This window comes from Streptomyces sp. RLA012, from assembly GCF_056270325.1.
The window spans coordinates 2,656,858-2,669,842 of record NZ_JBWDPA010000002.1 but is presented as its reverse complement, the minus strand read 5'-3'; the positions used below and the strand labels follow the sequence as shown (position 1 = coordinate 2,669,842).

Annotated in this window: 10 protein-coding genes; 4 read left to right on the top strand and 6 right to left on the bottom strand. The window is 69.2% G+C overall.

The annotated features are described in order from the left end of the window. Positions 1–57: 57 nt before the first annotated feature. A complete protein-coding gene (locus tag RV986_RS12410; protein WP_475917443.1) occupies positions 58–810 on the bottom strand; it encodes an SDR family NAD(P)-dependent oxidoreductase in 753 nt (250 codons plus the stop codon). Positions 811–932: 122 nt separating this feature from the next. Between RV986_RS12410 and RV986_RS12405 the strand changes: the two genes are divergently transcribed. Further along, positions 933–1,886 (top strand): AraC family transcriptional regulator, encoded by a 954-nt coding sequence (locus RV986_RS12405; protein WP_475917442.1) that lies wholly within the window; start codon positions 933–935, stop codon positions 1,884–1,886. 459 nt (positions 1,887–2,345) lie between these two features. Further along, positions 2,346–2,954: a recombinase family protein gene (locus RV986_RS12400; RefSeq protein ID WP_475917441.1), complete on the top strand. Its 609-nt coding sequence runs from the start codon at positions 2,346–2,348 to the stop codon at positions 2,952–2,954. A gap of 29 nt (positions 2,955–2,983) precedes the next feature. Here the strand turns inward: RV986_RS12400 and RV986_RS12395 are convergent, their stop codons facing one another. Further along, a complete protein-coding gene (locus RV986_RS12395; RefSeq protein ID WP_475917440.1) occupies positions 2,984–3,670 on the bottom strand; it encodes a recombinase family protein in 687 nt (228 codons plus the stop codon). 179 nt (positions 3,671–3,849) lie between these two features. Continuing rightward, positions 3,850–4,524, bottom strand: a complete 675-nt coding sequence (locus RV986_RS12390; RefSeq protein ID WP_475917439.1) for a TetR family transcriptional regulator — start codon at positions 4,522–4,524, stop codon at positions 3,850–3,852. A gap of 69 nt (positions 4,525–4,593) precedes the next feature. On the opposite strand from RV986_RS12390, the gene RV986_RS12385 reads away from it, so the two are divergent. Both RV986_RS12385 and RV986_RS12380 read left to right on the top strand, forming a co-directional pair. Beyond that, positions 4,594–6,069, top strand: a complete 1,476-nt coding sequence (locus RV986_RS12385) for an MDR family MFS transporter (protein ID WP_475917438.1) — start codon at positions 4,594–4,596, stop codon at positions 6,067–6,069. Between the two features lie 103 nt (positions 6,070–6,172). Continuing rightward, entirely contained in the window at positions 6,173–6,877 is a 705-nt protein-coding gene (locus RV986_RS12380; protein WP_475917437.1) for an SIP domain-containing protein, read from the top strand. 111 nt (positions 6,878–6,988) lie between these two features. On the opposite strand, the gene RV986_RS12375 is transcribed toward RV986_RS12380, so the two are convergent. The 3 genes from RV986_RS12375 to RV986_RS12365 form a co-directional block, all read right to left on the bottom strand. After that, positions 6,989–10,132 carry a Tn3 family transposase gene (locus tag RV986_RS12375; RefSeq protein ID WP_475917436.1) on the bottom strand — a complete coding sequence of 1,048 codons (3,144 nt, stop codon included), beginning with the start codon at positions 10,130–10,132 and terminating at the stop codon, positions 6,989–6,991. 37 nt (positions 10,133–10,169) lie between these two features. Further along, entirely contained in the window at positions 10,170–11,768 is a 1,599-nt protein-coding gene (locus tag RV986_RS12370) for an IS1634 family transposase (protein WP_475917020.1), read from the bottom strand. Between the two features lie 601 nt (positions 11,769–12,369). After that, positions 12,370–12,927: a GNAT family N-acetyltransferase gene (locus tag RV986_RS12365; RefSeq protein ID WP_475917435.1), complete on the bottom strand. Its 558-nt coding sequence runs from the start codon at positions 12,925–12,927 to the stop codon at positions 12,370–12,372. Positions 12,928–12,985: the final 58 nt, after the last annotated feature.

Genomic DNA, 12,985 nt, shown 5'->3' with positions numbered 1-12,985 from the left:
GAAGCAGCTCAGAGGCTTGGCGTTTCTCGCCGATCAGCAAGAATCGAAATCAAGTTCTCAGATCTGGTTCTGCCCGCCGTCGACGTAGATGTTCGCGCCGACGATGTAGCTGCTCAGTCCGGAAGCGAGGAACGCCACGGCGGCGGCGACCTCCTCAGGACGCCCTATGCGGCCCTTGGCCACGGTCGCGGCGACATTCTCCTTGACTGCGGACAGTGTCTCCTCGCCGCCGAGAATATTGGCGAGTCCGGGAGTCTCGACCCCGCCCGGCGACACCGCGTTGACCCTGATGCCCCGGCCCTTGAGTTCGTTGGACCATGTCCGCGCGAATGACCGAACGGCGGCCTTGGACGCCGCGTACGCACCGAACGCCTCCATGCCGTTGTCGGCGGCTGTGGAGGAGGTCAGGATGACCGAGGCGCCGTCATTGAGCAGCGGGAGCGCCTTCTGCACGGTGAACAGAGTGCCCCGGACGTTGACTCCGAAGGTCTGGTCGAAGTGGTCTTCGGTGGTCTGCTCCAGCGTGACGAACGCACCGACCGCCGCGTTCGCGACGAGCACGTCCAGTCCCTGTCCCCGAGCGCGGACCGCGTCGTAGAGCCGGTCCAGGTCGGCTGCCTCGGAGATGTCGCCGACCACCGCGGTGGCCCTGGATGTTCCGATGGTCTCGATGGCGGCGTCCAACTCGGTCTTGCGCCGACCTGTGATGAACACGTGCGCGCCCTCGTCTGCCAGACGTGCGGCGGTGGCCAGACCGATTCCGGTGCTGCCGCCGGTGACCACAGCCGTCCTGCCCTCAAGCTGTCCCATGCGAGTGCCTCCATAGCCCTCTGTACTGACCTGCTTCGATAGCCATACTTCAGGAACACCCCGGTACGGTGCATCACATATAGTCCTTATTTCTTTATGTATCGTCCAGAAGGGAGGAGCGCATGCTCGGCTCCGGCGATCCGATCACCGACGCCATCGGTCTTCTGCGCCCTCGCACCGTGATCGACCCCGGTCTCCATGCGGCGGGCCCCTGGGCGCTGCGCTTCGACCAGCCCTCGGATGTCAGGCTTGGCGTCGTCGCGCGCGGCACGTGCTGGCTGACCCTTGACGGGCACAAGCCCGTACTACTGGAAGAGGGCGACTTCTACCTGCTGGGCAACCCCCCGCCCTACATCCTGGGCAGCACACTCACTGCACCATGGCGCCCCGCGAAGCCGGTGTGGGGAAGCGCCAAGGACGGTGTCGTACGCATCGGCCCGGAGGCCGAGGAAGACACATACCTCTGCGGTGGGCACTTCTCGTTCGAGGACACGAACGCCCCAGTCCTGGCCCAGGTCCTACCGCTGCTCGTGCTTGTCCGTGCCGCAGATCCCCGCGGCAAGCTCCTGGCACACCTCAGCGAGCTCCTGGTCTCCGAGGCCAGAACCGCCGCCGCCGGCAGCTCTCTCGTCCTGAACCACCTCGCACAGGTCCTGTTCGTCCACATGCTGCGCGCCCACGCCGAACAGGCCGATCAGCCCACCGGCTGGCTGGGAGCGCTCAACGACGACGGCATCGGTGCCGCACTTCGCGCTATGCACACCGACGCGGCACACCCCTGGACACTCAAAGAGCTGGCCGCTATCAGCCACATGTCACGTTCCGCGTTCGCTTCATCCTTCAAGGGCCGGGTCGGAACCACCCCGCTGGACTATCTGATCCAGTGGAGAATGAGCCTCGCCCGCGACGCCCTGAGCCGCGGCACACGAACGATCTCCGAACTCGCGTTCACGATCGGCTATAAATCCGAAAGTGCGTTCAGCACAGCATTCCGCCGGGTGGTCGGTTCCTCACCCAAACGATTCCGCGAAACATCGACCCGCGCGGTCAACGGCCGTCCGGATCAGGGCCACTGACCTGTACCGCGACAAGTCCCCGTACTCGAAGCCCATAGTTAGGGATCGAAATCAGGTTCTCAGGCCCGCTACCCTGGCTGTTGGGCGGCGCCGTGCTGCTGGCAGGAGCTCTCCTGTGGATTCACCGCAGCGGGACCACCGGCAACGCCTTAGCCACACACCGTGTCGTCCTCCCTGATTGCCGATGGCTCCGACCACCATCGGCAGCATGCCGATCAGCAGCGCCGGGACCAACGACCCGAAGGTCGCACAAGCGCACGGGTGACCGAAAGGCGTCGCGCATCTTCGCGAACACATGGCTCGTTCGCGCGGCGCTCATATATCGACCGTTTGCCGAACACGCGCCGCCGACCCGCCCCGCGACCCGACTCCCCGACGGAGGCGTTCATTTTCCCGTTCATCAACTGCTAGCGTTCACATCGCTTCCCGAAGGCGTTTGATGAACGGAAAGGGTGCCCTGTGGCGCTCATCGGCCTGGTCCGCGTCAGCACCGACAAGCAGAAGACCCTGCGCCAGCACGACGCCCTCGATCCGATCTGCCTCAAGGTCTTCGAGGAGAAGATCAGCGGCAAGCTCGCCGTCGACGACCGGCCCGGCCTGACCGCCGCCCTCGACTACCTCCGCGACGGCGACATGCTCACCGTCCAGGAAGTCGACCGCCTCGGCCGCAGCCTCCTCGAAGGACTGATCGTCCTCAACGACCTCTTCCAGCGCGGCATCGCCGTCAAAGTCCTGGACGGCATCGCCGCCGGCGAGCACACCGAACGCTCCCTCATCCTCGACCTGGCCCTCGCCCTCGCCGAGGACCGCCGGCGCGACATCGTCAAGAAGACGAAGAACGGCCTCGACTCCGCCCGCGCCCGCGGCCGGGTCGGCGGCCGACGCCCCGTCGTGGACGACGACAAGCGCCGCGTGATCCTCGCCCGCCGGGCCGAAGGCCAGTCCATCCGCCAGATCGCGCTCACCGTCAAGGTGTCCGTCGGCGTCGTGCACAAGACCCTCAACCCCGCCCCTACCGGCCGGCTACTCGTTCCCCAACATCGGGACCATGATCGTTCTCACCGATGACCACGGTTCCATTGATCCCCGACGCCGGATCAGTCCTCTGACCTGGCGGGTTGGGGCAGTGGCGTGCTCGTCGCCTCAGCGAGTGCGAGGCGGCCACCCTTGAGTTCGGGCACGTAGTTGTAGATGGTGTTGCGGGAGACGCCGAGGAGCTTGGCGATCGAGGTGACGGTGTTCTCCGGGCGGGCGAGCAGGTCGCGGGCGTGACGTACCTGCTCCTCCGTCATCGCCGGCGGGCGGCCGAGCCGGGCGCCGCGGGCGCGGGCGGCGTCCAGGCCCTCATTGGTGCCCTGCACGATGAGTTCGCGGATGAACTCCGCCAGGGCCGCGAACACGTGGAAGACCAGGCGCCCGCCGGGCGTGGTCGTGTCGAGCGCCTCGTGCAGAGAGGTGAAGCCGACGCCACGCCTGCGCAGGCCGGACACGATCGCGATGAGGTCCTGGATGGAACGGCCGAGCCGGTCCAGCGACGGGACGACGAGGGTGTCGCCCTCACGCAGGTAGTCGAGGGCCTTCCACAGTTCCTCGCGTTCGGCGTTCTTGCCGGACTTCTTGTCGGAGAAGATCCGGATGCAGCCCGCTGTGTTGAGTGCGTGGATCTGCCGGTCGAGCAACTGCCCCTTGGTGGACACGCGTGCGTATCCCACGAGGCTGCCGGTCCGTACGGCCGGAACGGGTGCGAGGAGATCAGCGGCGTCGTCGTCCTGGGGTGGCTGCACTCGCCAGATCGTACAGAAAAGGGTGCTCCTCAAGTTCTTGAGCACGTCGACTTTCTGACACCGTTTTATGGGCATGATCCGGTACAGATCCGGCCACGCGTCGTCGCTTATCGATCTTGTTCATCAATCGGTCGATTGATGAACACCTCCATCACCCAGCGCGTTCCCGGCTGCGGCGCCTACCCGGGTGCGGGGGCCGATTCCTCGCGAGTGGCGTACGCGCGGATGAACGCGTGGACTCCGTCGACCATGATCTGGCGGACCTTCTCCGGGTCGACGGTGGCGGGAACCGGTTGGCGTTCGTAGGCCAGCAGGATAGTCAGGGCGCTGAAGTGGTCGGCGGCCAGGCGCGGGTTGTCCGTGTCCAGGAGGCCGGCGTCGACGAAGTGGGCGATGCGTTCCGTCAGCTCCTGCGACGCGGCGTCCGTCGCGAGGTCGTCCTGGGTCGTCGGCGTCTGCAGGCGCTGCTGGGCGACGAGGGCGAAGGCGGCGGCGTAGTCGGTGGAGCCGACGATCGACGCGCCGAGGTCGATCGCCAACGCCGTGAATGCCTGCTCCAGTTGCGGCACCGTCGTGATCCGCGCGTCCGCGGGGAGGTGTTCGTCGAGCGCCCGACGGCTCGTGGCCAGCATCGACTCGGAGGCGGCGGAGAGGATGGCCAGGAAGAGCCGTCGTTTGTCGCCGAAGTAGTCGTACACCGTGCGCTTGGACACTCCGGCCCGGGCCGCGACGGCGTCCATGCTGACGCGGTCCACTCCTTGGCGCACGAACAGGTCCCGTGCGGCGGCGAGGATCGCCGTCCGCTTCTCCGTGGACCCCTCACGCACCGTCTTCTCCGTGCCGGCAGTGCTCATCCGTACCTCCGGAGAGCCACTCTACACCGTGCAGTTCACCACTACACTGCACGGTGTAGTGTGATCGCTATGACTTCACCAGCTACGGCCTCGCAGGCCGCGACGCCCGTGCCCGATCGCCAGCTGAACCTGATCAGCCTCGTCCTGGCCCTCGGGGTGTTCATCACGCTCCTGGACACCACGATCGTCAACATCGCTCTCGACCATCTGCGTACCGTGTTCGACGCCTCGGTCGCCCAGACACAGTGGGTCGCCACGGGCTACCTGCTGGCCTTCGTGTCGGTGATCCCGGTGAGCGGGTGGCTGTCCGAACGGTTCGGGGCGCGCAACGCCTGGATGTCCGCCGTCGGCGCCTTCCTCGTCGGCTCGCTCCTGTGCGGCCTCGCGGGTTCCCTGCCCGCCCTCATCGCCTTCCGGGTGCTCCAGGGAATCGGCGGCGGCATGGTGATGCCGATCACGCTCTCCATCGTCACGCGGGCCGCCGGCCCGGAACGCATCCACAAGGCCACCGCCGCGGTCGCGCTTCCCGGCCTGCTCGGCCCGATCCTCGGATCGGTGCTCGGCGGCGCCATCGTGCAGTCGCTGAGCTGGCACTGGCTATTCCTCGTGAACGTGCCGGTCTGCCTCGTCGCACTCATACTCGGCCGCTCCCTGCTGCCCGCCACCGCCGGACAGCGCGGCCACCGGCTCGATGTCCCCGGCTTCCTCCTGCTCACCCCGGGCGTCGTCGCCGTCGCTTACGGCATCGGCGAGGCGTCCGGAAAGGACGGCTTCGCGGCCGCCGGCGCCTGGCTCCCCCTCGTCACCGGCGCCGTCCTGCTCGCGGCCTTCATCCTCCACTCGCTGCGGGCTCGCCGTCCCGCCCTCATCGACGTCCGCCTCTTCGCGCGCCGCAGCTTCGGCCTGAGCAGCGTCATCACCTTCGCGGGCGGGTTCTCCACCTACGCCCTGTCGTTCCTGCTTCCCCTCTTCTACCAGCAGGTCCGGGGCGAGACGGTGCTGCACACGGGCCTGCTGCTCATCACGCAGGGACTCGGCACGATGTTCTTCGTCGTGGCCCTGCGGGGCGTCGCGGAACGCCTCGACAGCCGCTTCGTCATCGCCGCCGGCATGGCGATCACCATGATCGGGACCGTGCCGTTCGCCCTGGCGGACGCCCACGGCGGAACCGCACTGCTGCTGGCCGGTCAGTTCGCCCAGGGGCTCGGCTTCGCCGCCACCACCTTCCCGGTCACGACCCTCGCACTGGCCAACCTCAGCCACGACGAGACCCCCCGGGCCAGCGCGGCGTTCAGCGTCGTACAGCGCGTGGGCGCGCCCTTCGGCGTCGCGGTCATCGCCGTGATCCTGCAGAACCGGCTCGACGGTGCGACGACCGCGGCAGCCGGACTCGCCGCGTTCTCCGGAACGTTCTGGTGGATCTTCGCGCTGAGCGCCGTCCCGCTCGTCCTGGCCTTCCTCGTCCCGTCGCGCAAGCGCACCGCTGCCGCACCGGAACCCGCAGGGCCCGAGAAGCCGGCAGAGCCCGCCGCCCTGGCGCAGTAGACGCACGAGGCCGTGCGCGAAACGCGCCGGCCCCGTCCCCCGTCCGTGCCCGATCCACTGTCGGGCAGGCCTGCAGGCCCCACCTCCGGAAGAGGAACTGTCCGTGCCCCAAGCCCCCGCCCTCGTCGGCAGCCTCGTCGCCTCCGCTCTCGGGCGCCCGGCCCGCGTGCTCGACCTCCGCGAGCCCGCCTCCGGCTTCCTCGAACTGGAACTGCACGCCGCACCGCCGCCCGGCGGCTGGCAGCCCGGTCACGAGATCCAGTTCCGCGTCACCCCCACCCAGGGCCGCCGCTACACGGTGCGGACGGTCAACGGCCAAGACCCCGAACACATCTGCATCCTCGCGGCCACCGCCGCCGCCGGCCCCGGCACCGCATGGATCCGCGGCCGGCGCACCGGCGACCGGCTGACGGTGCTGGCCGGCCGCCACCGACCGCCACGCCAGAGCGGAACCCGCCTCCTCTACCTCGGCGACGGCTGCGCTCTGGGCACCCTCGACGCCTACGCCCGCAGCAGCGAAACCCCGATCGTGGCCGTCGAGGTACCGGCCGGAGCCGTCGAAACCCTCGCCGGCCGCCGGCCCCGCTACCACTTCCTGCCTGCAGCCCAAGTGCCTGGGGACGCACTGCAGTCCTGGCTCGAACAAGGCATCGGCAACGGCGAACTGGAGGATCTCGACGGCGCCCTGCTGCTGGGCCACGCCCAGTCCATCCAGCGCCAGCGGCGTGCGCTCATCGCCAGCCGGACCCTGGAACGCCGCACCATCACCACCAAGCCGTACTGGGCCGACGGCAAGGAAGGGCTGTAGTGCCAGCGGGCACCGAGAACCTGCGGTGAAGGGTGACGGGCGGGTGGGCCGCCGGCCTGCGTCACGGCCAGGGCACGCCGATGCACACCGGGCCGTCGGGAAAGGGCTCTTCTACTCCTCGGGTTCGTCGTCGCTCCCGGCGTCGGCCGGGTCGCGCAGGGGGCGCAGGCCGCCGCCGGCCGGGCCGGAGTGCCGGAAGGCGTAGCGGCCGAGCACGTTCAAGTTGGCGTGCTTGAGCGGGGAGAGCCGGGCGACGTCCTCGTCCAGGACGTCGTGCTCGCGCCGGTCGGCGGGCAGGGCGCGCAGTTCCTCCACGGCGGCGTCCAGGTATCGGGTGGTCCACAGCACCGCGGCGTTCAGCACCAGGCCGAGGGCTCCGAGCTGGTCCTCCTGGCCCTGGCGGTACGCCTGCATGATCTGCCCGCGCCTGCCGTGGCAGATGTCGCGGGCGAGCTTGTGCCGCGACTCCTGGACGGTCAGCTGCCGGTTCATCTGCCGCCGGTAGGTGTCGTCCACCGGGTCGACGACCCGCAGCAGGTGCAGCGTCTTGGCGATCCGCCCGTACTCCGCGAACGCCGTGCCCAGCGGCGACGGCCGCCCCTCGCGGCCGAACATCCGCAGCAGGTCGTACGCCCTCACCTGGCCGGTCACCAGGGAGCCGACCACCCGCATCATGTCCGGCCAGTGCACGGCCACCTTGGCGAGGTTGACCCGGTTGCGGGCCAGCGGCTCCAGCACCCCGTAGTCGCTCCCCGCCGCCCCGGGCAGGTCGGCGCGCCAGAAGCGCTGGTCGGCGAGGTCCCGGAAACGGGGGGAGAAGTTGTAGCCGAGCAGCGAGAACAGCCCGAAGACCATGTCGGAGTAGGAGGCGTTGTCGGTGGCCACCATCTCCGGCTTCACCCCGCCGTCCAGGTTCAGCAACGCGTCCAGGATGTGCAGCGAGTCGCGCGGAGTGCCGGGAACCACCATCTGCCCGATCCCGGCGACCTGGTCGTTGACCGCGTTCAACCACGTGATTCCGCGCTTGAAGTGGAAGAACTTCGGGGAGGCGCGCGCGCTGATCGTGCGCTTGGGCACCACGAACCGCAGCCCGTCCACCGACGCCAGCAGCCCCTCGCCCCAGTGCTCCACGATCGGCACCCGGCCCTGGGCGGCGATCAGCGCCCCGTTCGCCACCGCGATCGTGTCCGCCCGCAGGTAGTACTGGTCCACGTGCGCCAGCCTCGCCCGGGTGAGCGCCTCGTCGTCGGCGTCGACCACCGGGGTGTAGCCGATGTTGCACGCCTCGGCGACCAGCAACGCCACCAGCGAGGTCTTCACCCGCTCCATCCGCGGCCGGCCGCCGTCCAGGTGGACGAAGGCGTCCAGGAACCCGGTCCAGGAGTCCACCTCGAAGAGCAGGTCCGGCAGGTCGATCCTCGGGAGCATCGCCCCGGTCGTGCGGCGCAGCCACCGCAGCGACGCCGACTCGCCCAGCGCCCCGAGCCGGTCCACGTTCAGCTTCAACCGGCCGTTGTCCTGCACCTCGAAGGACAGCTTCGCGTCCTGCCCGGCCTCCTCCAGCCGCTCGGCCATCAGCCGCCACGCCGCGTCCAGCGCGCCGACCCGCTCGGCCAGGTGCTCCTCGACCGGGACCTCCAGGCTCAGCCCGTGCAGCACGTCCGCCCGCACCGCATCCCACTGCGGCCCGTCCAGCAGCCGCGCCCGCGGGTCGGACCAGCGGTTCGACGGCGAGGCGAACACGTCCCGGCGCCCCAACGCCCGGTGCAGCTGCTCCAGCACGCACACCGCGTAGGCGTCCCGGTCCACCGCCCCCACCGGCAGGTCGGGGTTGGAGTACACCGCCTTCCTCCAGGCCGGCGGGACCAGCTTCTGGTCGATCTCGCGCGGCAGCAGCGGCTTGGCCCTCACCTTGCGCCGCGCCAGGGCGGGCAGGCGCCGCACCGCCTCCAGCACCCGCTGTCCGCCGGCTGCCGCCCCTAGCGCGCTCGACTCCCCCAGCAGCGACAGGAACGGCCGCACCGTGCTGTAGCGGCCGGCCAGCTGGCGCCGCATCTCCGCCTCGGACTCGTCGTCGCCCGGCGGCAGCAGCTCGTCCAGCAGCCGCACCGCCGCCTCGACCTCGGCACGCGGCCCGACCTCGGCCTCCAGCGCCGCGAAGAGCGCCGCCGCGTCCAGGTCGGCGCCGGCCTCCGCGACCAGGTCCAGCTGACCGCCCCACACCCGGTACACCCCCTGCACCATCCGCAGCGCCCGCGTCACCCTGGGCCGGGAGGCCAGCCACTCCCTGTCCGTGGCCCGCTTCGCCACGTTCAACAGCTTCACCTGCATCAACAGCGCGAACACGTCCAGCGCGTCATCGATCGCCGACGCCTCCAAGTGCCGCACCACCGCGGCCAGCAGCGCGGTGCGCCGCGGCTCCGGCGTCCGCTCCAGGATCGGCGCCTTCGACCCCAGCCCGACCCGGGCCAGCGTCGCCAGCCGGTTCGGCGGCACCCGCTCCAGCCGCACCCGGCCCAGCCGGAACCCGGAGATCTCCTCCACCCGCTCCAACGCCCTCGCCATGCCCGCCCCGGTCGTCCGCGTCGGCGGCCGCCGCAGCCGCTCCAGCTCCGAGACCCGCCGGCCCTCCGGCACCCGCAGCAGCGTCACCAGGTCGCCCGGCAGCGCGCCGTCCGCCCGCCTGGCCGCGTTGGCCACCGTCGCGTACAACCGCTTCTCCGCGACCGCCCGCACCGCCGCGACCTGCTTGGCCAGCACCGACACCCCCGGCAACAGCACCCGGTGACGCCGCAGCCACCCCACCGCCTGGTTGAACAGCGCCACCGGCCCCTCCGCGTGCGTCCACGCCCGCCCGTGCAGGAACGACCGGAACCGCCGGCCCCACTGCGCGTCCTCGAACGGGTGGTAGCCGTAGGCGTCCCGGATCTCCCGGGCGTGGTCGTACGCGGTCTGCCGGCGGTCGGCGTACCGCTTCACCACCGAGGCGTCCTCGATGCCCAACTGCGCGGCCAGGTGCTCGATCACCGACCACGGAACATCCAAGGGGTCGTCCACCAGGAATCGGCCCACGTACCGGACGGTGCACATCTGCACCGCGAAGCCGAGCTGGTGGTGAACCGTCCGCCGCAGCACGATCAGATCCCGGTCCACGTCGTCCAGGAAGAAGAACCGCTCCAGCTCCGGGCGAGTCGGTTCCTCAACGAATCGTCCGTACGCCTCGGCCTGATCATCAGTTAAGAACTCTACGGGCACGGCCGGACGCTAGCCCCGTACTTCGCGGGTCACCGTTTCAGGTCATTGGCCAGTGGGTTTGGGTGACTTCGATGCCGAGGAGGTCCAGGAGGTGGAGTTGGACGCCGCGGGTGATCTGGACGGTGGGTGGGTCGGTGACGTTTCCGATCCGCAGGGTGAGTTCGCCGAGGTGGTAGAGGATCATCCGGCCGGTTGGCCGCACTCGGCGGTTGTCCGGGTAGAGGCCGACCATGGTCTGCTCGGGGCCCAGGGCTTGTCTGACCTGGCGTTCGATCAGGCTGAAGACCAGCAGGGCCAGGCAGATGACCTGGATCAGGGCGGCGACGCGGTGGTTGTGCTGCACGAACAGCGGGGTGACCGCCAGGGGGCCCTTGAAGTCCGCGTAGCGGCGCTCGACCGATCCCTGGCCCTTGTACTGGATCAGGACCCGGCTCGGGGATGCCTGCTCGGCAGTCAGCGCCGTCAGCAGGGCGTACCATCCGTCGGCGGCGGCTTCGGTCCGCAGGACGTCCTGGTCGAAGTGCCAGGCCAGGGTGGGCCTGCCGTGGTCGTCCTCGCTGATCTCGGTGCGCAGGCAGGAGACGACCCGGCGGGTCCTGGCGATCACCCCGACACGGGCGGCGATCTTCTCGGCGGTGTTGTAGTACCTGCCGCCGGCTCCGCGCCGGACCTTGTCCAGGTCCTCGGTGGCGCGGGTGAGGCGTTTGGTGCGGGCGGCCTGCTGGCCTGCGGCGTTGCCGGTGGAGTGGACCAGGATTCGGCGAACTTCCAGGACCGGGTCGCGCTTGCGCGGGCCGTTCAGGGTGTGGACGTCTTCCAGTACCCGGTAGACCTCGCGCTGGGCGGGGTCCTTGTCCGCGTCGCGGCCGGGCACCCAATCCACGACGGTGGCGGCCTCCAGGTCCAAGGCGGCGTAGAAGCCGTCCTTGACCTGGGCTGCCGGGACCGGGGCGATGAACGCCGTCCCGGCTTCCAGCAGTGCGGCGACGTTCGGGTAGGAGACGAGCTTGGAATCGGCGACCAGCAGGAACTCCTGCTCGCCGGCCAGCTTCTGCAGGTCCTTCATCGCCCCGACGACCTGGGACACCTCGGCCGCGCCGCCGCCGAAGACCCGGGCGTGGACCGGGATGCCGCCGTCACCGGTGACCGCGAGCCCGGCCTGGACCTGCTTCAGGTCCACCCTGCGGTCCTTGGGATGCCCGTGCTTGATCACCGGGAACGCGTCGTCCTGGTCCTCCAGGGGGTAGGTCCCGTGGACGGACATCGACGTCATGTCCCAGTGCAACCGGGACACGTCGATGCCGAACTCGGTGATCGCCCGCGCGCCGGCCGTGCCCGCGATCTGCTCCAGTTTCGGGGCGATCGCGTCCAGTGCCCGCGCGAGGCGGTCGTCGTTGAGCAGGCCCGCCTCGATCCCCAGCACTTCCTCCACCGCCCAGGTCCGGGCCCAGTCACCGACCCGGAACAGGGGCATCGGCGAGGTCAGCCGGTTCGCGACCAGCGCCTCGATGACCTGCCCGTGCGTCAGGTGCGCGCTCGGCGCGGACGGGCACAAACCGTCGACGATCCCCGCCACGTCCAGCCGGCGCAGAAACTCGGCAGCGACAGGCAGAGCGCCCAGACGCTTCTCCACCACAGACGTCACCACACACTCAAGACGCTGACGCTGGGACCGAGGCCGCGGAGACCGGGAAGTCATCGACACACCCGGCTAACGCCCACAGCCCCGACCCGGACACGACCGAACCCTCTACTCCAACCGATTCAACGACCCGCGAAGTACAGGGCTAGCCGGACCAGCACTCGATTAGAGAGCCATCCCTCGAACCTCTGCGCAGAAGATCCCCGTCGTGATATCGGAGCTGGCAACCATGATCGTTCTCACCGATGACCACGGTTCCATTGATCCCCGACGCCGTGATCACCGCCGTTTGCGGCTGGTGACAGCGTTCTTACCGGCACGTCCGCCGTGGGTTCAGTGAGACTGAAGGGGCTTCGCCGGGAACCCGCGGTGCCTTCCGTGATTGCCCTCGCTTATGCGGTGGGTTCGTCGACGGTGATTTGGCGGACTACTCAGGGCAGTCGATCGCCGAGGACGTGGCCGAGCAGCTGCCCGCCAGCCACTGACCCGCACCCAAGCGGCCCAGTCCTGGCTCATCTGCTGACTTCACCCACGGCGTGGGGGAGAGAGAGGGAGAACCAGCTGGGCTGCCCATCACATGGATCTCAGCACCCACTCACAGTTCGCTCATCGAGTGCAGTTGGGTGAACTCGTCAGCAAGCATGCCCATCATGACGAGGTCGTGGTGACCACCGGCGAGGAACACGAGCTCACGGAGGCGGCCCTCCTCGACGAATCCGAGCCGACGGTGAAGTGCCAGCGATGCCTCGTTGTGCGCGAAGATCCGTGCTTGGCACTTGTGGTAACGCTGCTCGGCGAACATGAAGCGCAGCAGCAGCACTGCGGCTTCTGCCGCGTAGCCTTTGCGACGATGCTCAGCGCCGATCGTCACGCCGTACTCGAACCAGCCCCCACGTGAGTCAGCGTGGTGCGAGCCGACAGCACCGACTATTTCCCCCGTGTCGACAGCTTCGATCGCTAGCTGGAAGCAGTCGCCATCGGGCTTGGCAGCGGCCTGCTCCTTCGCCCAGAGGCGGTAACCCTCAGTGGAGCGGGGCGGGTGCACGAGGTCTCCCAACCGCTCCTCGTCTGCGGCGAAGCGCATGAACGCGGTCCAGTCGTCGGACTCGATACCGCGCAGGCGTACCCGTTTGCCCATCCAAAACGACGTCATCCCGTATTGGATCAATTCCCGGCATCTCGTGTCCAGGGCTTTGGGAACCCTAAATGGC

Bases quoted from the DNA above. Each gene is read 5' to 3' on its own strand.
- RV986_RS12365 (WP_475917435.1), bottom strand. From the start codon at position 12,927: ATGACGTCGTTTTGGATGGGCAAACGGGTACGCCTGCGCGGTATCGAG.
- RV986_RS12390 (WP_475917439.1), bottom strand. From the start codon at position 4,524: ATGAGCACTGCCGGCACGGAGAAGACGGTGCGTGAGGGGTCCACGGAG.
- RV986_RS12405 (WP_475917442.1), top strand. From the start codon at position 933: ATGCTCGGCTCCGGCGATCCGATCACCGACGCCATCGGTCTTCTGCGC.
- RV986_RS12410 (WP_475917443.1), bottom strand. From the start codon at position 810: ATGGGACAGCTTGAGGGCAGGACGGCTGTGGTCACCGGCGGCAGCACC.
- RV986_RS12385 (WP_475917438.1), top strand. From the start codon at position 4,594: ATGACTTCACCAGCTACGGCCTCGCAGGCCGCGACGCCCGTGCCCGAT.